Origin of the sequence: Flavilitoribacter nigricans DSM 23189 = NBRC 102662 (assembly GCF_002646595.1) — a bacterium.
In the GTDB taxonomy this organism is placed as follows: Bacteria; Bacteroidota; Bacteroidia; order Chitinophagales; family Saprospiraceae; genus Flavilitoribacter; species Flavilitoribacter nigricans.
Genome location: NZ_PDUD01000043.1, coordinates 70,286 through 96,014 on the forward strand (window position 1 = coordinate 70,286; position 25,729 = coordinate 96,014).

Annotated in this window: 11 protein-coding genes; 4 read left to right on the top strand and 7 right to left on the bottom strand. The window is 44.3% G+C overall.

What is annotated here, in order from left to right; all coding sequences use genetic code 11:
• The 3 genes from CRP01_RS33330 to CRP01_RS33340 are packed head-to-tail and all read left to right on the top strand — an operon-like array spanning nt 1 to nt 12,319.
• Nucleotides 1–5,226, top strand: coding sequence for a baseplate J/gp47 family protein (locus CRP01_RS33330; protein WP_099154414.1), 5,226 nt, complete (start codon nt 1–3; stop codon nt 5,224–5,226).
• Nucleotides 5,227–5,262: 36 nt separating this feature from the next.
• Nucleotides 5,263–8,616 (top strand): hypothetical protein, encoded by a 3,354-nt coding sequence (locus tag CRP01_RS33335; RefSeq protein ID WP_099154415.1) that lies wholly within the window; start codon nt 5,263–5,265, stop codon nt 8,614–8,616.
• Nucleotides 8,609–12,319 (top strand): contractile injection system tape measure protein, encoded by a 3,711-nt coding sequence (locus CRP01_RS33340; protein WP_099154416.1) that lies wholly within the window; start codon nt 8,609–8,611, stop codon nt 12,317–12,319. The genes CRP01_RS33335 and CRP01_RS33340 overlap by 8 nt, the downstream gene beginning before the upstream one ends.
• 68 nt (nt 12,320–12,387) lie before the next feature.
• On the opposite strand, the gene CRP01_RS33345 is transcribed toward CRP01_RS33340, so the two are convergent.
• The 6 genes from CRP01_RS33345 to CRP01_RS33370 form a co-directional block, all read right to left on the bottom strand.
• Nucleotides 12,388–14,667 (bottom strand): hypothetical protein, encoded by a 2,280-nt coding sequence (locus tag CRP01_RS33345; protein WP_099154417.1) that lies wholly within the window; start codon nt 14,665–14,667, stop codon nt 12,388–12,390.
• Between the two features lie 148 nt (nt 14,668–14,815).
• Complete coding sequence (locus CRP01_RS33350) at nt 14,816–15,346, bottom strand: eCIS core domain-containing protein (protein ID WP_449401859.1); 531 nt, start codon at nt 15,344–15,346, stop codon at nt 14,816–14,818.
• Between the two features lie 138 nt (nt 15,347–15,484).
• Nucleotides 15,485–16,837: an ATP-binding protein gene (locus CRP01_RS33355; protein ID WP_099154419.1), complete on the bottom strand. Its 1,353-nt coding sequence runs from the start codon at nt 16,835–16,837 to the stop codon at nt 15,485–15,487.
• Between the two features lie 2 nt (nt 16,838–16,839).
• Nucleotides 16,840–18,237: a hypothetical protein gene (locus CRP01_RS33360; protein ID WP_099154420.1), complete on the bottom strand. Its 1,398-nt coding sequence runs from the start codon at nt 18,235–18,237 to the stop codon at nt 16,840–16,842.
• A gap of 10 nt (nt 18,238–18,247) precedes the next feature.
• Complete coding sequence (locus tag CRP01_RS33365; RefSeq protein WP_099154421.1) at nt 18,248–18,826, bottom strand: DUF4255 domain-containing protein; 579 nt, start codon at nt 18,824–18,826, stop codon at nt 18,248–18,250.
• A 61-nt stretch (nt 18,827–18,887) separates the two neighbouring features.
• Complete coding sequence (locus tag CRP01_RS33370) at nt 18,888–19,808, bottom strand: GH25 family lysozyme (RefSeq protein ID WP_099154422.1); 921 nt, start codon at nt 19,806–19,808, stop codon at nt 18,888–18,890.
• A 266-nt stretch (nt 19,809–20,074) separates the two neighbouring features.
• On the opposite strand from CRP01_RS33370, the gene CRP01_RS33375 reads away from it, so the two are divergent.
• Nucleotides 20,075–22,468, top strand: coding sequence for a motility associated factor glycosyltransferase family protein (locus tag CRP01_RS33375; RefSeq protein WP_143473649.1), 2,394 nt, complete (start codon nt 20,075–20,077; stop codon nt 22,466–22,468).
• 338 nt (nt 22,469–22,806) lie between these two features.
• Here the strand turns inward: CRP01_RS33375 and CRP01_RS33380 are convergent, their stop codons facing one another.
• Nucleotides 22,807–25,716, bottom strand: a complete 2,910-nt coding sequence (locus tag CRP01_RS33380) for a CHAT domain-containing protein (protein WP_170110647.1) — start codon at nt 25,714–25,716, stop codon at nt 22,807–22,809.
• Nucleotides 25,717–25,729: the final 13 nt, after the last annotated feature.

The following is a 25,729-nucleotide window of genomic DNA, read 5'->3' on the forward strand; positions in this document are numbered from 1 at the left end:
ATGAAACCTACTTTTTATTTCTCTCTGGGAACCAAACAAACAGATCGAATCGTTTCTGCTCTTTTACCCGGATTTGTACAGATCGATGAGCAAACCGACCGGGACACCATTCATTTTATCGAGCAGTTTTCAAGTATTCTACAATTCTACAATCTTCAAAATGATCCTGAAGGAACTTGGCAAAACTTTTTTCAGCAGGATCTAAGCTTTCTGCTGGCTGCTATCGGGCATACTGATTTATCGGGATTCCATGACGAGTTTCGCTCTCTAATCAATCAATTCAATGCTTCCCCTCTAAATAGTTCCAAAGAACAAGTACTGATTGAACTTTTAAAATTGACTCTCCGGCTAATCGGAAATCTGTTGAAATGGTATCAGGCTATTCATTTTCAGAGGAAGAAAAATGATGATTATCAGGAAATTGACGAGATGATCCTGGAATTGTATAAGGCAAATATCTGGAAAGGTGCCGGTCAGCTCCGACATTGTTATAAAAGTATGTTGTACACTTTCAATCAAAACCCGAATTGGCTGGCACATGAGGATCTGGAATCAAATGTAAACAGAACTCAGGCTCAATTATGGCAAACGCTTGGAAGGTCCTTCTTCGATCTACGTAACTCTAGTTTTCTGGATAGAAATACGACTTTTGTCTTTGAAAGGCATGCTGATTTCTTTTCTTACCTGACGGAGTTATTTGAAAGTGTCTATAGTACAGCCTCTGTCTTACAACAAAAATCCCAAAGCTTTTTAGCACAATCCCTTCTTCAATCGAACCATACACCGCAGGTATCTTTGTTATTTGCGCTGCAGGCTATGATGGAGCCTACTCGTGAATTGTTAAACGGTTATGTACAAAGACACCTGAATTTTTACTACCGGCAAGTACTTTTGCAAAAGCCGGCCCCGGCAATACCGGATCAGGTGCCGGTCCACTTCCAAATGAACCCGGCTTATCAAGAGTCTTTCCACCCTCAGGGGACCGCCCTGGTAGCTGGTACTGATGCAACGGGTAATCCCATAGTTTATAAGACTACCCGAGATTTGACGGTCACGCCAGCCAAGATTGTCGCCTTAATGACGCTGTTTAACGGGACTATAAGAGATGATAAAAAGAACAATATACTGCCTTATCTGCTTGCTGCACCAAAGGCTGATTCCGGAGATGGTAAGGGGGGACCATTCATTAAACAACCTGCAGCTTGGTCAACTCTGGGAGCCGGGCTGCCCGAAAAACAAGGTAGTCGTCCTCTTCCTAATCTGGCAAGATTAGGATTTGCGTTTTCTTCTGCCTATTTATTGCTTTCGGACGGTCAACGAATTTTGTCCCTGACCCTTGATATCGACCCGCAAACCCTTTCAGATCTAAATCAAAAATGGAGACAACAATATCCGATCATCCCACTCGAAAGCTTTTTGGAAGAAGTATTCTCCATTAGTTATTCCAGTCCACAGGGCTGGACGGCACCTTCACAGGTACAGGTTCTGACAAGCTACTCCTTTCAAAATTCGAGTGAAACGGGGACCGGTATGGCACCAGGTCAGGAAACAGGAACTGGCATGGAGTGGAGTAGCAAAGACGATGGTTTAGAGTCCGGGCTTACTTTCACAATTACAATTGCTTCTGATCAACCTCCTGTGGTACCTTATAATTCCAAGATCCACGGCCTTGGTTACCAGACCCATGATCCTCTCCTCCGTTTTAACCTGATACAAAAAGTGGTTAAACCAGCTGAATTGGAAAAAAGCGGAATCAACCCTTATTCCTGGCTCGCCAACCTCGGGTTTCGAGGAGTGTATCTAGAAACTATAGTGCAAGACGCTAGTCAATTTATTGCTCAGAACGATTTTTCGGTATTAAAAACACAGAGCCCGTTCGCGGTATTTGGAGATAAGCCGGTGTTGGGCAACAATTTTTATATTGGTAACAGCGAAATTTTTGCTAAGCCACTTTCTGAACTTATTATAGAAATAGAGTGGTACGATTTGCCAAAATTCCCAACCGGTTTCTGTGAATATTATGCAATGTACAACCGATTTCACCAGGATCAACCTTTTAATAATGCCGTGTTTACGTGGCACCTGAATTTACTGCTCAATAACTCCTGGGTGCCTATACCTATTGAAATGGCAGATGATTTTACACTGTGGAATACCGATGTGAACTCCGGGCCTATCTCTTCAGACAGCACTGGCATTATTCCGGCACCCGAATCTAAAAGACTGCAGCAGCCAATTGAAGAATTATCTGTCGAACAGGCAAAAAAATTACTTTTTCATTTTATAATAGCTCATCAGGCTATCCCAAATTTAAGGGAGGCACTTCCTGCTCTTGAAACCGGCTTTTCCTCTGGGGGCATTAATAATGCTACTTCATCAGGCAATTTTAATCTGTCAGCTCCAATGTTTGTATGGTACAAGGCAAGCCAAGAGCAGAATGCCTCTGATAAAATTCTACCTACTCCTGCTGATATACATGAGACCTTAGATAAGACAAATAACGTGTTGACACAACTCAGAAATGATGCGATCCCTCATGAGCTTTTTAAAAAAATATTATCCTCAGAAATTAAGACCGGCACCACAGACCTTAAAATAAATCAAGGTTTGGAAGATCTCATTCAAGGTGTAAAGAACTCTTCTATACTTTCGAGTATGCCAATTTCTACCATTGCGTCTGCCCTTAATACTTCAGAAGATGAACATCGCCCAATTCGAAAAGAATTGGAATCTATACTCTCTGCCGTTGTTGCCAGAGTATTTCCCGCTAGCCAAACAGTTCTACCTGATAAACCGGATAAAAAAAAGTCGGGCTTATCTGGAATATTTCAGTTGGTTATAATGCTTCTTGCCCAGCGGTTGAAGATCCCCTTCTCGGCATTAAAGGGAATTTTTAACCATAAAAAGAACCAATCCACATTGCAAAAGGCTCCAACTCCTATGGAAACTCCTGCTGTGGAAACAATTTTTCCTAAACAGGATCTTCTTACAAAAGATACTGGCTCCACTCCGGAACGTAGGTCCAATCCAGAAATAATTTCTACTGCCTGCCCTACAGAAGCACAGGGCGTGCTTAAATCAAAGTCTATTTATCGATGTCATCTAGATCAAATTTCCTGGGATCTAAAAGCTGCTTCTGTTCCGTTTTCTCCTAAAATGAAATTTGGTGAACAATCTTCCGAAGGATTTCTTCGATTTACTCTGGATCAGCCCACTTATGCTTTTGGACACGAGCTGTATCCTCGGGTTTTGTCTGAAGTTGCTAACGAAAATATACAGCTGATGTCCGGCCGGGCAATAAATAGTGGAGCCGACAAAGGGGCGACAGATAGCAAACCTTCTCCGAAAGAAAAATCGAGTAGCCAAAATTCAGATGGGGCTGTAAATACTGGACTCTCTACGGGGAGCCAGTCGACAGAAGATGGATCTAAGGAGGAGCCGCCAAAACACCAGAAAAGAGAAGGCCTCTGGAAGGTTTTTGACGGCGTTACTGGACTTTTGAGCCTTGTTTTTCCGGTAGCCAGATTAGTGAAAAAAGCAGGTGATGCAGTCCATAAGACCGCCAGTGAGATCGATCAGCAGTTGGATAAATACCGCTCAGTGAAAACAAAAGCAGCAATTGTACCTCCTGATACGACAAAAAACAGCTTGTTATTACCACCCCGGCCGGCTTATACTCCAAAAATCAAGAATCTGAAAATCTCTTATCGGGCTTCCCAGCGAATAGACTTTTCCAAAAGATCAAATGGTCATACTGCCATCCTGAACTTTTTTCATTTGGATGCATTTGGCATAACTGCTCATGATCTCGAATCATGTAAAATGGTATCACTTCTCCCGGTATATAATCGGCAGGGTTATCTATATGTAGGATTGGAAAAGCTATCGCCTCCACAGGAACTTTCCCTTATGTTTGTCTTTGATGAAGCTAGCGGAAATCGCGACAAGAATCCTCCTCCAATTATTTGGTCTTATTGGAAAAATGGAAATTGGGTTGATTTTTCGCCACTGGCTGTGCAGGATGGTACGCAGGGATTTCTGCAGTCCGGATTGATACTCTTTAATCTCCCATTAGTGGCGTATAAGGATAAGGGGCCTTTCACGGATCAGACCAAACCGGACGCCGGGAAACTATACTGGTTACGAGCTACGGCTGGCCAGGCTGCAGACGCGGTTTGCAATACAGTTAAGATTTATCCTCATGCTGCTATTGCCACATACGCCGGAGGGCTGGAAAAAGCTCCACATTTAAAGGCGCCATTGCCGGTTGGCAAAATCAAAAATTTGCAGGATCTACATCCAAAGATCAATAAAATTGTACAGGCTGTACCTTCCTCCGGTGGGAAAACGGAGGAGTCAGATGTTCAGTTTTTTACCAGAGTGCAGGAACGTCTTCGCCATAAAGATAGAGCGATTACCGCTTGGGATTATGAACATCTCGTTCTGAACGGCTTTCCTTCTATAGGACTGGTGCGTTGCCTGAATCATACTTTGGCTTCAGATCACACTACTTCCTTGCCGGGAGCCGTAACGGTGGTCATCATGCCCGCTAAAATCTCTTCTAACGAAAATCCACTTGCCCCGAAAACGAATCAAAGTTTATTATTAGAGGTGAGTGAATACCTTAGCCCGAGGATTGATCCGTTTTTACAACTGGAAGTCCGGAACCCAGATTATGTTTTTCTTCGGGTAAATGCTAGTATTAAATTTCAGGCAGGACTGAATAGCGGAAAATTACTTAACCAACTTAACCAGGGGCTCATTGAAAAAATCGCACCCTGGAATAATGATTATCAACAATTTAATCCTTTTGAATACTCTCTCAACTATTTTACTTTATTGGAATATCTAAATCATCAGCCTTTTGTGGAAAATGTAATTGAATTCAGGATTAGCTTATTAACTGGTCAAAATAAAATTTTAGAAATTGATATCTCGGAATCTTTTAAGAATATTTCCCCCGATTATCCATGGATAATAGTGAGCTCTGTACCCAAACACGATTTGCGAGATATTTCCGATAATAATATCTCGTCGGAGAGAACCTTGCCGGTAGCAGCCAATGAAAATCCTGATTTGAAAAGCCTATCTTCAGGAGGGAGTGACTCAAGTGAGACCGGTATTGTACATAAAGATATTTCCCACGAAAACTATGATACCGGGCAGGAAAAGGTTGTAATAGTCCCCACCGCTGCCGATAATGCGCTATATATTCGTAGTGAATGAGAAAGTGCTGCCTCCGCATACCAATGATAAAATATTATGGCAAACAGCCCAAAAAATGATGGAATAGAGAGTCCAGAAGAAGCATTAAACGCTGCTCTTGATTTCACCACGCTACGCCGGTTGGGACTAGAAGCTATTATTCGTACTGGTAGCCGTCATTGGACAGACTACAATGAGCATGATCCAGGTATAACTATATTAGAATCCATTGTTTATGCATTAACTGACCTGGGTTATCGCACTATGTTCCCTATAGAGGATATTTTAGCAGAAACACAGACTTTAAATGAAAATTTAACGGAGACTAGTTTTTATACTGCCCGCGATATATTAACTGTGAATCCGGTTTCTTTAACTGATTTTCGTAAACTTATCATCGACCTGGAAGGAGTTGATAATGCCTGGGTGTATCCGGCTCCCAACTTCTTTAATCCTGTCCGAGGTATCCTCGACATCCTTATAGATGCTAATGAGCAGATCAAAGTGGAGCGCGATACTTCTGTCTCTCGTGCTGACCAGGGGGAATCAAAAAGGGAACAGCTTATCCAAAATGTTCGCCAGACTTTTACCAAACACCGGAATCTGGCGCACGATTTGGGAAAAATTATCATTCGTGATGCATTTAGTATTTATTTCTTTCTTGATCTATCCATCGAGCCGGAGGCGGTAACGGAGAAAGTTGTCGCTGAGGTGATGTTACAACTGGAATTTTTCTTGGTCAATACTGTTCAGTTTTATTCATTACCGGAAATGATGATAAAATTTGATCAGGATGTCAATAAGATTTTTAATGGCCCCCAACTGCTACACGGATTTCTACCGGATGACGCGCTTAAGCCCGTCATATCAGAGTTGCGGACAGTAGATCTGCTTCCGGTAATTAACGCTGTACCAGGTGTACGTCGCGTAAACGAATTGAAATTTCGAACAGATACGAAGGGCGAAGATTTGCCGGCAACCTTGCGAAAAAATGCTACTTGGAACTATCGGGAAAAGCTCCCTCATCACCGTAAGCCAGTTCTTGCTAATTTGGATCAACAGGTAATATTTGTTAAAAAGGAGGATCAACTTACTGCCTGGGATCCATCTGTCACGGCTGTAGAATACTCAAACCTGAAAAATAATCAGCGGTCCCCTAAGCTGGCAGCTGAAGCTCGGGATATTCCCGTACCACAAGGGAAATTCCGGGACATTACCCAATACCTCTCCATTCAGCAGGAATTTCCTCGTCTTTACGGTTTGGAGCCGCATGGTCCACCGGCTGGTGCGGGAGCATCTCGCCTGGCACAGATTAGGCAATTGAAAACTTATTTGCTGATCTTCGACCAAATTTTAGCCAATTATTTATCTCAACTTGCCAACCTAGGTAATCTGTTTTCCTGGTCAACGGCAGTAAAACGAACGTATTATTTCCAAGGGTTGGAAACTGCAGTAGAAGATTTACAGGAATTATTGCAAGAAAGTGCCCTGACTGATCAGCAAATAGAGGACAAGGAGAATGATGATATGCCTGAAAACAATTCAAAATTATTGAGAAACTATCTTCGAAAACTAGCTGATTTTCGCGAAGATGAAAAAACCTTTTTGGACCGCCGGAATAGGTTCCTCACTCACATTCTTGCACGCTTCGGCCGCCAACTGACCCATTTTACCAATAACTTGGAAGCTACGGAACAGCAGATGGAACGCCAACAATGGACGGCATTGACTACCAAAATGAATGTTCTGAACAGTTATGCGGAGCTCAGCGCTCAACGCAACCGAGCTTTCAATCTGGATCAAAAGGAGACAAACTTTCCAAAAGAATTTTCCGGATTAAGAAGATGGGTTGAATTATTGCTGAACATGACTCCGGAATCAATCGACGTTTTTAATTTTAATGCACGTTTTCTGCAGGATGATTATGATTTGGAAAATCCCGTCAGCAATCCTGTCAGTGAATACGCTTTAGTCACCGACGACGGCAGTCCTGTAGATTTCAAAGAACTTATGCGTATTGGTACTGACCCATCGAATTATCAATTGGTATCCAACTGGCCACCTAAAACTGAGACAGGATGGGAACCGGAATTTCGCCTATCTCTTTCCAAGATCACGGATCTAACTCTGAAAACAAATACTTATCATCTAGGTCATTCTTTCCCTACAGCAGAAGATGCCGAATCAGCTATAAAGGAGTTAACGGCTTTGTTTCGTAGGTATAATAATACTAGTGAACGAGTTTATCTGGTAGAGCATCTTTTATTGCGCCCGCAGCCCGCGGAAAATTATTTTGGGTTGATATTGATGGATGAGAATGGTAATAAATGGTTACAGACGGATACCTGGTATAGCGAGACCACATTATCGGAAATCGACAACTTAATCCAAGAGGGTTTTGCATATTATAATATTATATATCCTGATATTATCGGTGGATTGGAAAGTGGTGGTGCAGATGAAGCTGCTTTACCTACCGGTACCGAATCCTGGTCAATAGAGACTGAAAACCAGATATCTTCTGATCGATGTTTCAATTTCTTCATAGTAGCTGGAGAAACTGGAAGTTATCAGGTGCAACTCCAATATTTTACTTCGGATACTGTTGTTTCTTTGACTTCACCTCCAATATACGCTTCCGAATGGGAGGCAGCCAAAGCTATCAAAAACTGGCTGAGCACCATAGCAGCTTTTACGATTTCAGCCCATAAGCAGCCTGACGGTAGTTACCGTTTGTATCTAGGAGCCAAATCCGGAGACTCTTATTTAGAAATGGTTTCCATACTTAGTTATACGGATCTCCAGGAATCAGAAACGATTATCGGAAAATGGAAAAAGAAAGAGGCTTTCTTTAAATTTCTGACCGAGATGACCGAAACTGGCCACTACCAGTTAATATTCCAGTATGAGACCCTGGGGATGAATATAAAGTTTCAATCCGCGATTTGGTACAGTTCTCTAGAAGAAGCCGAATTGGCGCGTAATCAATGGCACTTACAACTCGAGCGAATGGCCGACGAAAAGAACGTACTACATCGGTACTGTCGCCCGCTCCTTAAACCTTGGTCATATCCCCAAGGTGTTTCGACTGAAGGTGCTGCTTATGATCCTATATTCGCAGATCCCTTTACCGCCACGATCACCGCAGTGGTTCCAGATTGGCCAGTTCGTTTTCAGCAAAAGGAATTTCGGGAAGCATTGGAAAAAACGCTTCGATCAGAGGCTCCAGCCCATCTATGGTTGAATGTAATCTGGTTATCTAAAACCGAATTTCAGCATTTTCGGTTTTTGTTCGGCAACTGGTGGAAACTATATTCACAAAATGAAGCGGGCATTGCTTACTTCCGCAAAGCTTTATTAGAGTTTATGATGACGCGTATTGCTGCGGTTAACCAACCCTCCGATGAATAAACAGCAGCACCGGATTTTTCGGTTGCAATTTGATTTAAGGATACCGGATTCGGAAATCCCGGGCCCGATTCAGGATCGAATTAGTGCTATAATTGATCAGCGGCTTTTCGCCATACTTGAAAAGGTCTTCTGTGAATTTACAGATCCGGCCGTCTTAATCGTGTTGGAGCGCCTGGAATTGGATCTTGGAAATATTCTTATTAATGAAATGGAAAAGCAATTGCCAGAACAGGTCGAAACGCTGCTTAGACAACAATTGGCACATTTACTCAAGTTTCCTGTTCCGGATCAACCACAGTTCCAAAAAAGAATAGTACCTAACCGAGACCTGGAAATTCTTGAAACTTTCCTGCTGAAAGGGGCTTATCCCTGGTGGCTTTCTCCGGATAAATATTTTTCTCCCGGTGAATTATTGCTGCAATTGTTGGAAAATGACCTGTCAGGATTGAAGGGATTATTGCAGCGTATCAGCGGCCTTAAATCGGTTAGCCGCAGGATAGCTGCAACGTATAATGACCGGGAACTTATGCAGTTGATCCAGTTATTGCCGCCTGCTCGTGTCGATTTCTTACAAAAGTTGGTAGTAGATTTGACTGAACAGTTTCAGTTAAATCCTCTGCCAAGGTTGGATCGGCTTGCTTTTCGGGTTCTACTTTGGGAGTTAGTTTTAGCGTTTACTTTACCACAACTTGGTGAACTTTTTAAGAAGCAGGATCTTGTAGTTCATCTGCTTAACGGCTTTATGGACCGTCTAGGTGAGATTGGACAACACTCCTTTTTGGTGTTCTTGGATGGTTTGCTCACTCTTCCTACTGAACATCCTTCACTTCCTTTGAATCAGCAGTTGCCGGCCCGTAAACAGGTTTTTATTGAAGTTGAAGAAAGTTTCTTTCCTGATTGGATGAATCAGGTTATACTGGCTTGGCCAATAGAAGATAAAAACTGGATTAAAGAACAACTCTTACAGATAGAAAAGAATGATCGGCTACCTGATAAGCAGCTGCTGAAAGATTTGGCTGCGGTAAAACCACAGGTTTTCACAGCCTTACTATATTATCTATCTCTGAAACCATGGTTTAGTAAACAGATGTGCGCTCTATTCCCAGATGAGGAGCTTTTACAAATGATAAAATTGTTGTGTCCTAAGCATCTTAACCTAATTGAACGGCTTTTGGCAGATTTGCAGCATTCATTGCTCCAGTTATCTACATTGTCAACTGGCCAGCTGCCGATTCGTAGCCTTTTATGGGAACCAGTGCTAAAAGTTGTCGTCCGGCCGCATGCATCGAACTTTGGCCAACAGGAGATTATTAGTCATATTGTAGCGGGACTAAGGGATAGCGTGGGAAGCTCCATTCTATCAAAACTGATCGAAATATCAAACGTTGAACAAGCAGCTGATCCTTCGAACCGATCACTATCTCCATTCTACCGACGAGCTATCAACCGGAATATTACTAGGACAGAGAAAGATATCACGATTTTTACAACTTGGATAGACGATTTTCTTGTGGATTTTCCACCGAAACAAAGAGCTCGAGTCCGGGAGAGACTGCTGGAACTGGAAGAGAACGAATGGGTATTGCCGGATTTTAGCTTGTGGGGCATCCGATTTTGGCAGCGTTTTGTCCGCCAGCTATGGACTAAGCAACCGCAGGCAATCCACAGACTGGTAGAGGTACTCGTAAATACTGGGGGAGCGGCTGATGCTTACCTTTTAAATTTCCCTCCAGAAGTGTCCCGAAAATTGATAGCTCATGATCATTCGGAGCTTTCAGGCCCTTTAAATATTTTGGAACGGGAGTTGGTATGGCTCGCTCGTCGCAATCTTCTTCCAGGTTGGACCGCCTCCCAGGTGCATAAAACCATAACGCTGTTCTTTTTAACCCGCCTGATCGGTCCGACAGCCAATTGGTGGTCTTCTTCCCAAATAATGAAATCTTTTCTACACTTATTGGCTACCCGCCGAGCGCAATCTTCGACCAGTTGGTTTGCCGGAATTCTGGATCAGGTAGTGCGATTGCCAAAAAACTCATTATCTCCATCCTTGCTTCATATGATCTGGGAGCTTAGTGGAGGAACCCACGCACCGCAAGAGGTGGAGGCAAATGCCTCAGATGAATGGATAAATGAAACCATCATAAACGATAGTAGCAATGAAGCAATAGCGCATCTTGCCCGTAACATTGGTTTGGTCCAGGATTTTTTTATATCAGAAATGTTACCATCCGGCACTTCCCTTACTCATCTCTGGGATTGGATTTCTATTTGGTTACGGCACTCTCCGTCTAGCTTGAAAGAATGGCTGTATGCTCGCTTGTACGATCCTGGATTTTCTGATCGTATGGCTACTTTTTTGCCGCAAAAGATATCGGCAGCTATCCTCGATCTACTGCATTATCCTGCTGGGGCCTCCACTTTGCAGTGGCAAATAATTCTCACTGAAATGGGATTGCTCAAATACGGTGGTCTTTCTGTTAAAGATTATTGGTGGGCAAGCTGGGGGGCTATGAGCCAAAAGCTACCGCTTAGTAATTTTTCTTTGTCGGGATATTTTACAGATATTCTTAAAAATCTGGCGACTAGGAGTAGCATCTCTGTAGAAGAATGGCTTTCAAAACTGGGTGAAACATCTGATAAGGAGCAGAGCGCTCCCCGTAGGATCCTCCGAACGGTGGCTATCGTGCAGCAGTGGGAACGAATTTTTCAGGATCGCTCTCCCGAATTTGCCACTTTAAGTATCGATCAGAAAACTTTTTTGTTAGACATTGTTTTGATCATTACGGAGGAAATGCGCTTGGGTGGAAGTTTTGTTCCGGCAGCTTTCCCGGAAGAACTTTTTGGCCAATCAATTTTAAAAGGTCTGACTCAATCTGGAGATGATGCAGTCCGGCAGCGGATTTTGACGGAAATGCTTGCCAAGCAGGCTGTCGATAGTGAGCTTACTTTTTCCGATTATTTGCAGAGACTGTTACCGGTTTTGCAGTACCTGGGTCCGGTACTTCAGCATGGCTTATCCCAGGAGCGTTTTATGCAGGTGATCAGAGACAATTTAGAAGTGACGATGCCTAAACTTGACATTGTAGCCCATTCAAATGCTGCGCTTAATTCTGGATCAATAGGTTCTCCGAAAATCAAATCGCTATACCGCAAACTTTTGGAAAAAGAATCCGCAGATACCTCGACTGATCAAGCTGAAGTTTGGCTGGTAGCAAATGCCGGTATGGTATTAGTATGGCCGTATCTGGGGGTGTTTTTCGAAAGAGCCGGCTTGATGAAGGATGGTCATTTTGTCGATGAGGCTCACCAACAGCGAGCGGTCTATCTATTAGAATATCTGGTAAGCGGCGAAAGCGCTCCTGAAGAGTATAAGTTGCTGCTGAATAAGCTCCTTTGTGCCTGGCCTATGGAGGCTCCGCTAACTGTTGGTTTTACTGTTGGTGATCAACTCACTGAACTTTGTGAGGGCCTGCTTCGGGCTGTCATTAGTCACTGGTCGGTAATTGGCGATATTTCTATTGATGCCCTGCGTGAAACTTTTCTTTTACGCGAAGGTTATCTGGCACGTACACCTAAAGGATGGTTTTTACAGATCCCTCAGAAAAGTTACGATATTCTCCTAACGGAGCTGCCTTGGGGAATTTCTGTAGTGAATTTGTCCTGGACGGATACTTTGCTGGAAGTAGAGTGGGGACTTAAATAGCATAGTTCGCAATTCCTATCTTGAGCTTTTTTTAGCAAAAAAAAGCCTTTAAATCGCTCAAGTATACTTTATAGTGCCGTTCGTAGGCTTGTAAAAAGCTGGGTATAAGTGTGGTTGCCTTCCAGTGAATCTAGATATTCTATGGTAATAGCCGGAGGAGCTGCGCCTTGTGCACTACGAGTTGCTCGAAAGGCTATCCAGTGAAAACCTCGTTCACTGGCATCACGGTGACTGGTGGTATTAACTACTCCTACAAAACTATTGGTCGCACCACGCCGAAAGTCATTTAGTGTAGTCAGGCCGGCCCGATCTGCGGGGCCCTGATTATTCGCAACGAGATCCGCTTCTGCATCAAGAGCTGCTGTCGCACCTATAGGTGTATTTACGGAATGGTCGGCAATATCTACCATTTGTCTCAGTGTTTGCATTTGGTGTAGATTTCCGATCACCGGAATATGTGCTGCGCCCTGACTGACCAGTATGGCACGAATATCATCCTCCGAAATGTTATTAGCCAGTGGCCCCAGCGCATTTAGGGAAGCATCATTATCAGGACGCCCAATCGCGGGATCCAGTACCAGAGCGTTGTGCGCGGCCATCTGCCCGCATTCGGCAAAAAACTGCCGAAGTGCCGGCAACCTCTGTCCGTTTGCTCCCGCAGCAAGATGAGGCGCGACAGTGGTCCGGGGACGCTGGATGTGGGACAAATTATTCATGAACCATTGATAGATCTGCCCGTAGTAGGTATTTAGATTAGCTTCGTCGTCTATGTCATTTGGATTAAGCTGCTGAATATTGCTCCGGACAGTAGCTAATATTCCCCGGTTTGGATAGGTCGGCTGGTCGAAAATGCCAATGGTCGTGATCAGGGTATGAATCCGGTGCTTATAATCCGCTAATGTGTCATTTTTGTCCATCCGTCGTGGTGAAGTAGGGGCAGTTTGCGCCCGAAATGGATCTGTGAAGCCCTGATGGCCGGTTGGGCGGCGAATTTCTAAACTTTCAGCGATCAACTCTGCCATCAGTTTGATTGTTTCACGCTGGCGGCGCTGCTGCTCGTGGAAGGCAGGATTCCAATTTGTTACATTTTTTGCTGAAAGTGGGGCCGCCATTTGTTCCAATGTCCCGGTTATAGACCTTAATACCCAGGAAAGTATGAGAATTTCAGGACGATTAGCGGAGCCTTGGAGTAATTGTTCCAGCAATTCCATGGCATTTTCAGCCCGTGCCCGGTCGTTATAACTGTGAGCTGAAGTTCTTCCTTGTAGCTCCGGCCAGTTATTTTTCCAACTCGTGACATGTTGCTGGCCGTCTACCTGCCCGCCAATAGTACTGGGATGTACGATGCCCCGGGTTTCCGCCCGAGCTGAACTGGCAAGTCTTAAACCTTGTTCTCGTAGATCGCTAAGCGCCAATCGCGTAGCTGGTGGGGTAGGAGGGGCGTTTCCTCCCTCGGATTCGTTCATGGCATTAAAAAACTCTCTGGCCCCGGCATTGCGAACCAGTTCGTCCTTTGATTTGGTGATTCTTCGGTACTTATCCTGGCCGATAGTTTTTGCCTTGTGCAGTTTTCTTACCTTGGCCGGGTGGTTTTTGCCGAGAGTGTCTCCGGCAATAGCTTCCATCTTTTTGGAGACTGATGCCAGCAGTCGGGTGCCTGCTTCCAGTTCGCGTACGCTACTGCTTTTGGCTCGCTTACGTACACTCTTGCCGGCTTTTTTACTTCGCTTAGCCAAATCCTGATCCGTATCCGGGCCTTTCACGACCGCTTTGCTGGATTTGACTCCGGCAGCGTCATAACGCTCCTCCTGCGCCCCACCCGGATGGATAAGTGCAGGATTCTGGTAAAAGGCAGTGGAAAAATCGACTGCACCTGGTGGAACCATATCCCCGGCGTTGATCCAGATCGGGGTGCCGTTCAACATATACCACTTTGCTTGCAAAACGCCGCCTTGAATAGTAGTGTGGCGGAGTTGTGGCGTGGTATAGGTCGGACTGGGCAAATTTAGATCTCTTGAAACCGGCGAACCGCCTGGCTGTCGGAAATCCCCGGTTGCCAGTTTTTCTGCTTTTTGTTCCACCTTCACTTCATCGTTCGTTCGGACACTTTCCTGTTGTTGCCTGCGGTAGAGTAGGGGAAGCGTATGGGCGTTAGCAGCCTGTTGTAGGATATTTAGCTGCACCACTCGAGGACTGTGTTGTATGATTTCCTGCTGTTGTTGGATGTGAATAATTTCCTGCCGGTGATCGGTCATCTGGGAAACAGCGCCGGCCTCCCGCCCCTTGTCGGCACCTGTGGCGGGGACATAATTCGGGGACTTACGCTCTGCTTCCTTAGTTGATTTCATGCTGGGAATTCTTGCTTTATCTTTTTGCGTTTAGCCATTTTGAAATTGAAGTTGTCTCGCCTGTAGGTTTTCGGCCCGTGAAATATCATCGGCCGATCATCTTGGCTGAACCGTCAATATCCCCATAAGGCAAAGTAGTTGACTTGGCTCATTGTATCCTCTTAGCCTGTGCTCCCATTACATCTGCTTCTCGTTCCAATGCCTCGTCATCATTTATATTTACCTTACCTTTCAGCTGCATAGTAGGGCGCACCCGCCCTTGTTTTTGTTGCACTACGTGCCAGGCTTCGTGCGGTAAATGCTTTTCTTGTCCCGGAGCTAGATGAATGTCTGTGCCCTGTGCGTAGGCATGCGCTTGCAATTGGGCCGGCCTGACCGAGTTGTAGTGTACCCGCACATCGTCCATTGAATAACCGGAGAGGTGCTCGATACCTGATTTTAGTCTGTCAGGAAGCCCGGTATTGTTTCTGTTTTGCTCTGGAACGCTCTCGCTTTTTCGCTGAAGGGTATCTGCCAGGCCATTAGGGCGACTGTTCATCTTATCCTGTAGTGCTCGGAGCTGGCTGACTTGAGGGCTCTGATCTAGAAATGTCCGCTGCTGTTGTGCTTGGAGGGCAGCAGGTCTTTGATCCAGCATAGTCGTGCTGGATGTATGCTTACTTCGTCTTTGCGCAACCATCTCACTGACCGACCGTTTTGTGTCGGTTTGCAACTTGAGATTTGACCTGTATTGCTCCATACTAATTTATCGCTATTGTCAGGTTAAGATATAAAAAATAAATTCTTTGCCTTCAGACTTGCTTACCTTAAAGGAAGTTTACGCCCGTCCCATCATCACCCGGCCGCTTTTTTGATATTCTTTGCGTAAACTCTCCAGAATATCCCGGAGATGGACCTCTTCTCGTTTGGCGTGTGCCATTTGTACCGCTAGCGTACGGAGGACATTGATGATCTCTCCCCCGGTAATTTCGTACTTTTCGGCAATCGCCTCCAGATCTAGGTCGTGTGCCGGACGCAGGCCTCCGGAAAATATTTTTTGCCATAGCAATAGGCGCTGATCTGGGCCGGGTACAGGAAATTGAATAATAGATTGAAACCGCCGGATAAAAGCTTCATCTAAATTACCTTTAAAATTAGATGCAAGGATAACCAGCCCTGGGTAATCCTCTACACGCTGTAGCAGGTAAGAGACTTCTTGATTCGCATAGCGATCATTAGAAGACTTCGTCTGGGTACGCTTACCAAATAACGCATCGGCTTCATCGAAAAAAAGAATCCATTGCCGGCGTTCTGCCTGGTCAAAAATGCCGGCCAGGTTCTTTTCCGTTTCCCCAATGTACTTGGATACAACCATTGATAAATCGATACGGTAAACGGCACGATTTACGGCTTTACCCAATAATGAGGCTGTCATAGTTTTACCTGTGCCGGGCGGTCCGAAAAATAGGCTCCGGTAACCGGGCTTGATCCATTTGTTTAGCACCCAATCTTCCCGAATCTTCATTTCATATAGTACCCATGCTTTTATTTCATTGATCTGCTGCAATACATAGGGAGGTAATACCAGATCGCCCCATTCCAGCGGGGTGCTCACGCGTTTGGCTGGAAAGCCTGGTCCGAAATCAGGTTCGTATTGTTCGTCCCACAAAATGGCCCGAAGACAGGTGGGAGAAAGCTCTAAAGGAACACTTAGGACCGGCTCCCCACTTCTTTCCGAACCCATTCGTAAGATCTGTTCCTCGAATAAATAGTGGTCCCGCCGGAAAATCCGCATAGCAAGAAGACGCTGGTCCATTTGGCTACCGGCTATGATAAAGACTGCGGTCTCACCGGTGGGTAAAAATCCTCCGTGTTGCTTGCCCTGTACACCACCAAATTCGGTAAATCCACGTTTGGTCGTTGAGTTTTCGATGTAGAATATATCTAGTAATTGTGGTCGTATATGGGGTGCCAATGCTAGCAGCACCACGATTCGCTCTTCCCAGTTCATATCGTATTCCTCGAATAAGCGATCCAGTGGGGTAGAAGGCGGGAGAGTTGGTGGTGGGGGAAATCCTTCATCCCGCCGCGGATGATCGTGCTCGAAGTATTGCGCAATCCGAAGATCCAGAACAGCCTGAAACCATTCCAGATGCCAATGTAGGGATTGATCGATTGTGGGCTGATCCATATTTATAATTTGATGAATATTTCTGAATACCACTTTGGATTGGCAGCCGATCGGTCTTTTCGCTTTATAATTCCCGGTTGTGCAGCCGGTAATACAAGTCCTTCTGATAGGTATGGCGTCGACAGTCGAACTTTCCATGATGGCCGATCCCGTAGGGGGATCGGTTTTTGAGAACTTATAACCCATGCTTGACCACCAGTTGGCAGGTCAATAGGGTCGGTTTCTTTTTTAAATGAGATTTCCTTATTGCCAATTCGAATAGTAGAGACCTGGATGTCTTTCCAATCTTCGTTGGCTAGCCCTTGTAGAAAATATTGCCAATACGTAGACTTGGCCTTGAACCATAGCTTTAGCTTTAGGGGCTCTGGAGCGTATGCCTCAACCGCAATGCCCGTCTGCTGCTCTACTTTACGACTGACTTTTGCCGGAGTTTCACCGTCGCCCCGGTCTTTGCGTCCTGCGTGCAGTTGATGTTGAAAAGTAATCAGTCCCTTCCAATCCCCCCGCTGGGCTAGCGCAGCTTGCTCGGGCCAGCTTCCCGGATGGTGAATACGGTGATTTGGATCCGCATTTGTGAGTATGGTCCGGAGTTCTTCCGGCTGGGCTGCTGCCAACTTACTCCAATTGCTGATTCCGGCTGCGTGAAGCACTGCTTCCAGCTTGGGGCCGATTCCCTCTACTACCTGGAGATGGGTTTCGGGAAAAACGAGGGAAAAATTGTAGGTGTGATCTATCCCGGACTCTATGGCCATCGCTTCGGGCGGTACCAACAGTGCGGCCGGTGGGGGGCGAAAAGAGAAAGTATCAGAAGCAAAAAAAGCATAAGTTTTATCGGATCGATCTGAAAAAGTAAATATTGCTTCGTAGGCTCCTGGACCGGCGTTTGACAGGTCAAATTGGTAGTTGAGTTTCGGACGTAACCCGGGTAGAGGTAGAAAAAACGCTTCTCCGGTGATCGGCACAATTTGAATCTTTTTAAGTGTCTGCCATTCTTCCGTCGATACAGGATAGGTAAATCGTAAGGGGTGTATCGGTAGCAATCGGGCATCTTCACTAGTTATGATCTCCTTCGTTTTGGATGCGCAAAACAATAGTATTTTTGGAGATTCTATCTGGGGAAGAGGCATATTGTTTCTGCCGGTATGTACCAGGTCAATGGCGGTATAATTTGTAAAAGTAGGATCTTGAAACCAAAGTGGAAAGATAAGCGGAAGTTGTTGATCAACCTGGTCCTGCGCATTCTTATAAATCACTATTCTGTCTTTCTGACGATTTATTCCTATGCTCACTGAAGCGTTTATAATATTATTTCCGATCTGGATAAGATCAACGGCATGTCGGTCTCCGAAATATTCATGTTGCACTCTTATTTCCAATAATGTCTGAACTGAAGCGATCATAATTTGAAGCTTAGCTTATATCTTTTACCGTTGTTTTTACAGTTGGGAGAACCTGATCAATCGTACCGTCGTCAACAATAATTGTCCTCACCTTATACAATACTGAAGGCATGTATTTTGCCCCTATAGCGCCCCATATATGACTCTGTTGATGAAAATCAGGAGATTCGAGTTCAAAGATCAACTTGGCTATGCCTTCGGGCATTCCAGGTGATGTCTGTTCATTCCACAATGGCATTCCCTGGAGAAACGCAATGCCCATAGAAAGCATATCCAGGCCCTCTCGAGTTTGCTCCGCTTTGAAATGAGCAGCTAATATTATAAAAAGATTTAAATGCACCGATGGTGCTTTACCAACGACTACCTGATCACCAAGAGGGAATCGACGGACTTCACCTCCCGCTATGGGATCTTTCTGAATGTTGACTAAGCTGAATAATAGTACATTTTCTTCTTTGATAGCTATAGTCCCCTCCGGCTCCATAATCGAACTCAAAATAACTTTATTTGATCCTGGTGGCGACTTTAACCGCTGCCGGATAACGGCGTCCATTTTATTTGTTACAAACTGTAGTGCGGAACCGATCATGTGCTGAAAGTGAATAGTATATAAAAAGTTATAATATATAAGTTACAGTGAAATAGGCCGTTTAAATCGAATTGGTTTTCCAAAATGTATCCAGCTCTTCCGCCGTTCCATTAAAGATATCCCGGTCGTAGCTTCCTATACCCGGTACTGCTGGTGATGGATTTGGATGCTCTCCGTCCGTGTATTGCCAGATAGTCCACCTTGACCAACCTGCAGGTAACTTTAACTGGCTTTCGTTTACGTATCCTGCTAACCACAGCCAACAATTGGTCAGAATATCTCCTTCATAATTCTTCATGGCTTCTCTCAGATCACTACTTCCATAGATTCCAGGCCATTTCCCAGTTGTATCCTTAATATAAGTTACAAAATCTTCTGCTTGTTGTATATTCATCAGTGTTATTATCTTACCATTTTTATCTCGTATCGCTTCAAAGTCCAGTGCCGGTAGTACATTACCTGCTTGACCAATATTATCTAAAAAGAATTTAGCCTGATCTTTACCATCTTGGTCGGTACCGAAATGGTAAGCCCCCCATAGTAAATTGGCCTCCAATGCAGCTTGTTTGCGCTCGTCGTACTTCGGCATGTCTTTTTTGAAATCAACTCCTTGGGTAGCTTTGTGAAAGATGGCCATAATACCTGAATTCCTGGCTTCGACAAAGTCAAATACAGTATGCGTATTGTTATCATCATCCTTAATCTCATTTAGCCGATAAAGATCAAGAATGGCATTGATCGAATCTGGTGGTGGAAAGTTAGGTATCGGTGCCGGCACATATCCAGCTTCTTTAGCTTTTGCGATTGTTTGCGGCCCCACTATTCCGTCGGAGTTCAATCCACTATTTTCCTGAAATACTTTAGTAGCCTGGAGGGTAGCTGGACCAAATATACCATCCGCAGTTCCTTGTAATAATTTTTGTTGCTTGAGAAATTGCTGCCAATCTTTGACTTCTGGCCCGCGAGCGTTCACTTTGATCATTTTTTTATCTTTTCTAATGCTTAGATGACATTAATCTATTTCCCAATATATTGAAAAATTTAATTATTAGTAGATATTCCATTTTATTTGTTATGAGGTGCTATTGCTTTTAAAGAGCGAGAAATTTCCAAAATTCCTGCAACGGATTAATGCCCCAATTCACTATCTTTACTTGTTGTGGCATCAATATGGGAAAGTGAATCGTGGGATAATAAATTGGACCACCTTGCATATTTAATTTTACTATAAAGTGCTAATCATTATCAATGCCGAAAACTGTATATAACAGCCTGCGATCGCTTCGGATCAACCAACCTTATATCGCCTTGTTCGGATCGGGTAATTCTATCCATGCAATTACGAGTCAAGAATTTAATTTTATTAGATCAAAGACGTTTGTTATAACCATAAATTATGCTCCTGTTCATTTACAGGGGCATTTAAACATGTGGTCCGATCTGAAAGTATCGGAATTTTTGGAAAATCATTACCGGAACAATCGGAAAAACCTGCAATTTTTGGCGCAAAAAGGGAAAGTACCCGAATCGCTTAAACGATCAATCGATTACTGGTTTAGCGTCAAAGAAGAAGATTTACGTGGCAATTACACGGTAGTTTGGGCCCTACAATTACTACAGAAATATTTCCCCAAAAAGACAATTCTACTGTTCGGAATTGACATGTATTCTTTGCATGGACAAGGAGATAAATGGTACGATCGCTACACATCATTCGATCGAATAAAAAGAGGGAGAACATACCAGATAGATTATAACCTACAGCGCTGTGCTAATCAGATCGAGACACATTGCCGCAGGGATGGTGTTTTTAATTGCAATTCGCAGAGTAAGCTGGATTTTTTTGAAAAACGAGATTGGCGGTGCATCCTTCCATTGCATATCCTTCATCTCTGTCCGTCTGCTCTTGCTGGAGCTCCGGTACATTTAAGTAAAATTATTAACAAGTATACAAATTGCCGCTCTTCAACTATTCTCCAGAAGCATTTTACGTCACCGGCACTTAACCAACTTCGTTGGGCATATGATCTGGTTGATCCAAGCAAAGATCAATTGTCAGACCAATTATTGCAAGCGGATATTGTACATTATCACCGTAAAGCTTGGGGGCCGCTCACGCCGGGTAAGAAGTCCTTAATACAATATCATTCTCCACCCAGACAGTACCGACCCGGTGCTAGTGATAAAATTTTTAATAAAAGAAAATTGGTGATTGCCCAGTACCATCCACGGTACTACACCGATGCTGCCATCGTACCAAATCTGATCGATATTTGGGCTCCGGAACACTTACCGACCAAAAAGGCAAAAGATAAGGTGAAAATCTTTTACTCCTGGGCATCAGAAATGAAGGGGGGATGGTCTGATAAAGGATCTACAGAAACCATTGCTATTCTTGAAAAGATCAAGGCAAAATATAAGACAGCCGTAGAAATAGTCGTATTTAATAATCGTTCCTACGAGGAATGCTTGTTGGAAAAACAGAGTGCACACATTTGTATCGATGAATGTGTGACTGGAAGCTATCACTTACAATCGTTGGAAGGATGTTCGGTGGGAGCACTGACGATCAATAATGTCGATCAGCAAACTAAGAGTTTCATTCGCTCAGTAACAGGACAGTTTTCAGACCCCTTTCTACGATCAAGTTTGTCTCAACTTTTTATCCAACTTTGTTACTTCATTGAAAATCGCCCCCAACTAGAAGCTAAGGGTAGGCAAGCCCGAGCATGGATGGAGAAGCATTGGGATCCACAAAAATTGATCCACCGCTATTTGCAGGCGTATTTCGATGTGTTCCTACACGATGAGATACGTCCATTCGATAAAGCTTCATTTTCCCAGTCATTTGATTACAGGATGAGTACAAATGTTAAAATATCGGATAGCAATCGTTTAGGAGATCATCGCTTACTTACATCGGAAAAAACATTGCCCGAATATAAACACCCCGAAGGTATTCCAGCTAGAATAGCCACGGCAAACGGAAGACCAATCACAGAGTTATATCGAAAGTATGTAGGTGAAGAAATCTATATCTTCGGTGCCGGACCATCCCTATTTCAAGTTGAAGCGGATCGCTTTAGAGGTAAAATTTGTTTTGGAATTAACTATGCATTTGAAGTGATACCTTGGGTCGATTACATATTTGTTCATGTATTAGAACCTTATGAAGTTATTAAAAAACATATAGATAACCGAAAATTTGTACTGCCGGAAACTTTAGTTCGGCAGTGGCAGCCTGATCCAGCAAAAAGAGTAACTCCTCATCGAGTCCCTACTGTCAATAGAAACGCATTTATATATCCAATTCAGGACCCTCACTCACGTGATCTCTCGAAAAAAGAGTTGAGCTTAGGCGCTGATGCGTCCATATTTACTTGGTCATCCACTACGCATTCCGCCATTCACCTCGCTGCTTATATGGGCGCCCGTATAATAAATCTTATTGGTATGGATTACCAACTGTACCCTAACGGAAAGGTTCACTTTCCCTCTAAGTATAGTAAAACCTATGCTTCACAGGATTGGCACGCTAACCACCGGCACCGCCAAGGGGATGAGTGGTTGACACTTCACTTAAAAAACCAAAATATATTGGTAAGAAACTTGAGTCACATTCTTAGAACAAGAGCCAGGTGAGAGAATAGTTGTTTCTCTTTTAGGTTTAATTCTAAGCTTATCTAACTTATCAAGGCAGAATTTGTGAAAAAGCGGAGATAATTATTTTTGTAGTAACTACTACACAGATTGTATACTCCTCTTCAGCTTCAATAGCATGGATGTCGATACTGTAAATATCGAAAGAAAAGGCGCAAAAGTACAGCAGTACGAAATCGAATGAACGTAATACGCCTCCTGGACCTAGGCTTTAATCGCCAGGACTGTGCCTTGATCTTATAGTGTCAAATTAATTCAGTGGCTATTTATATCAAGTTGTATTATGGGCGGGACCTCTACTCAGTACTTAGCAACTTCCGTTATTTAATACTGCTGGTGTCCCCAATAGCCACAAAGCCCGACCAGTTAGCAGGAAATGCTTCCCGGCCGCTATGTGTTTTTAGGTAGTCTAACTTAGCCCGACGCAAGCTGCTGTCCTTGGACACACCTGCGTTGAGATAAGCGTAGAATCCAGCCATTAACTGCTGCGTGTGTTGATCATCAATTTTCCAAAGCGAGGTGATCAGGCTCTTGGCACCGGCGTAGGAAAAAGCCCGGGCCAGACTGATGATGCCCTCCCCTTGTCGTAGTTCACCGATCCCCGTTTCACAAGCTGACAAAACGACCAGATCGGCATTGAGCTGTAAACCGTAAAGGTCACGAACGTGCAATAGCATCTGTTCATCGGGTTGATCGGTATAGGCGAAGACCAGAAAAGAATTCTCTCCTTGCACGGAATTGGCCTCAGCGTGGGTAGCCAAATGCAGAATACGGCATTTGGGCGCTTCCTGCATAAACTTTTTCTTGGTAGCTGCTTTTCCGTAAACTGTTTGGTTTTGCGGTTCGCTCTCGAACATATCGATCTCTTCTTTACTATATAGCAGGGGAAGAAACTTATGGATAACCTGACCGGTATCCGCACTTTGATTTGGCAACTGCAGATAAACAGTATCCTTACCGCTAAAAGGGGCCATCGCTAATATTTGCCGGGAGGGATCTTGATGCACTATAGTTTTCATGGCGTCCAGCAGGGTTAGGGAATAGTTGTAGCTGATCTCGTGATCATTAATTAAAAATGGCCATCGCTCTACATAGTTATCTTTCGGCATTGCGGTCAACAAAGCTTCAAAGGGGATATAACCCAACTTTTTATCAGGTACAATAACCAGGCGTTCGGGCAGCTCATCCGCAAGCGGGCGGATCAGTTTTTGGTATAACAGGTGGGCCGGTTCCCTAAAATTATCCATATTATAGGGCATCGTACCGGTTATGTGCTTACGCACCTGCTCGATCCAGCTTTCCAAGGGAAAATCATATTTAATCGGGATCAACCGAACCTCATCGGTGGTCACTAAGAAAACGAAAATAGTACTATCGCCGACCTGATATTCGATCATCGCCTGATCCCTGGGCAAAGATTGCTGTAATTGTTTTAGGGAGACCGTTTCCAAGTTATACATCAAATCGAAATAGCCGGGATGAAAGTTCGCAAAATCGGCTTTTAGCTCTTCGTAGCTTCTTTTAAGATTAAAGATCTCCTGATTCCACCTGGCCCGGTCTTCGGAAAGAGACTCATCACTCCCGCTGTAAATTAATTTTTCGTAGAAGTAATTTAATCTGGCCTTTAAATCGTATTCACTTTGTAAGAGGCTGTCGGGTACCCCTTCAAACTGGATCTCTTTTTTATGCCGGACCGCTTCAAATAACAGTGTACTCTTTCCAACCTCGGCAAATTGAAAGGCCGCTTCCAGATAGTGCCTGTCATTAGTAAGTAAATAGAGTTTCTGGTAAGTATCAACTGCCCACTCACTCCAAAGATCGTTTCGCTGCACCAGGTTGATCTTGGAAGTTAGATCCGCAAAATTGACGCGTAACCCGTTTTTTACGATCATGGCGTCGGTTAAAAATTCACCGGATTTTTTGAGGTCGTTGCTATCCTTTGTCAGCCGGTAACGCTGATTGTAAGCGATGCCTAGGTTAACCAGGGCATCCTCCAGATCCTGTGATGCCTGCCAGGGTATCGGTAGTGTAAGGTCCAGTGTATCGTAGGAAAGTGTGTTGGCTGCCTGCGTGAAATGCGCTAAAGCTGCCGGTAGATCCCCTTGCTCGGAGTAAACCCGTCCCATGTGATTATAGCAGTTCGCCAGGGTATAGATCGATGCGCCCTCCATCGTTTGCAGAGCATGTAAAGCTTCTCCGTACACTCTTAAAGATGCTTCCCAATCCTTTTTAAGCCGGAGGTGATTACCCAGACCGATTCGGGTAATGATCGAATAGATCGTTGGCTGATCGCCGAAGGTGCGCTGCCAGATATCCAAGGCTTGAAGATCATAATACAAGGCTGTGTCCAGCTCTGTGCGTTCTGCCTGTACGTTAGCTATATTCGAATAGATCTGCCCCATAAAAGGATGTTCAGGAAAATTCTCGCGAATGATTTTCTCTGCTTTACGAAATTCCGTCATCGCGAGATGGTACTGTTCCTGAAAAAACCAGACATTCCCCAAATTTTGGTGCACCTGGATCAGGTCGATGTGCGTACCGTATGCTTTTTCCAGAATGTCTTTAGCGATGAGGTAGTAGTCCCTGGCTTTCCCGAAATCTCCGTATTCTTCGAAGATCGTTCCCAGGTTTACGTACGCGTTTGCTCGGGTATTGGGTAGGAGACCCGGTAGCGTATCCTTAATGACCAAAGAGCGCGAATAATAATCTTCAGCCAGACGGAACTGTCCCATCCCGGCGTACGTATTTCCCTGATTGTTAAAAATGTTGGCTTGTAAAGACGGAATGGGTTCCGTCTGGCGATCGATAATCAGTTGTGCAGTATCCAATAGGTCCAGTGCCGCTTCGAATTTACTGAACTCCGATGCTAATCCTCCCAGATTAAGGTAGGAGGTGATCATATCCACGTGGTATAAACCTAAATAGTTTTTCCGGATCTGTAATGCCTGGTCGTATTTCTCCTTGGCCTCCGGGTACATTCCGTAATAATGGTAGATAACACCCGCTGCCTGGAACAGACCGGCGTAGATATCCTGTTCACCGGTCGGTTTCGCTTCATACTGCTGCAAAGCCCTTTGGGTCAAGGCTAAAGCGCTATCCAGATTGCCTTGACCGATCAACTGGTCAACATCCAGGAAAAATTGCCGGTAATTTATGGTATCGGAAGGCGATTGGGCGTGGAGGGTATTAACTAGTAAAAAGCAGAGAATTACAAGGCTCTTAGCTCGCATAATCGGGGTTTTA

Coding starts and splice junctions, on each gene's coding strand:
- CRP01_RS33330 (WP_099154414.1), top strand. CDS start 1: ATGAAACCTACTTTTTATTTCTCTCTGGGAACCAAACAAACAGATCGA.
- CRP01_RS33335 (WP_099154415.1), top strand. CDS start 5,263: ATGGCAAACAGCCCAAAAAATGATGGAATAGAGAGTCCAGAAGAAGCA.
- CRP01_RS33340 (WP_099154416.1), top strand. CDS start 8,609: ATGAATAAACAGCAGCACCGGATTTTTCGGTTGCAATTTGATTTAAGG.
- CRP01_RS33345 (WP_099154417.1), bottom strand. CDS start 14,667: ATGAAATCAACTAAGGAAGCAGAGCGTAAGTCCCCGAATTATGTCCCC.
- CRP01_RS33350 (WP_449401859.1), bottom strand. CDS start 15,346: ATGGTTGCGCAAAGACGAAGTAAGCATACATCCAGCACGACTATGCTG.
- CRP01_RS33355 (WP_099154419.1), bottom strand. CDS start 16,837: ATGGATCAGCCCACAATCGATCAATCCCTACATTGGCATCTGGAATGG.
- CRP01_RS33360 (WP_099154420.1), bottom strand. CDS start 18,237: ATGATCGCTTCAGTTCAGACATTATTGGAAATAAGAGTGCAACATGAA.
- CRP01_RS33365 (WP_099154421.1), bottom strand. CDS start 18,826: ATGATCGGTTCCGCACTACAGTTTGTAACAAATAAAATGGACGCCGTT.
- CRP01_RS33370 (WP_099154422.1), bottom strand. CDS start 19,808: ATGATCAAAGTGAACGCTCGCGGGCCAGAAGTCAAAGATTGGCAGCAA.
- CRP01_RS33375 (WP_143473649.1), top strand. CDS start 20,075: ATGCCGAAAACTGTATATAACAGCCTGCGATCGCTTCGGATCAACCAA.
- CRP01_RS33380 (WP_170110647.1), bottom strand. CDS start 25,716: ATGCGAGCTAAGAGCCTTGTAATTCTCTGCTTTTTACTAGTTAATACC.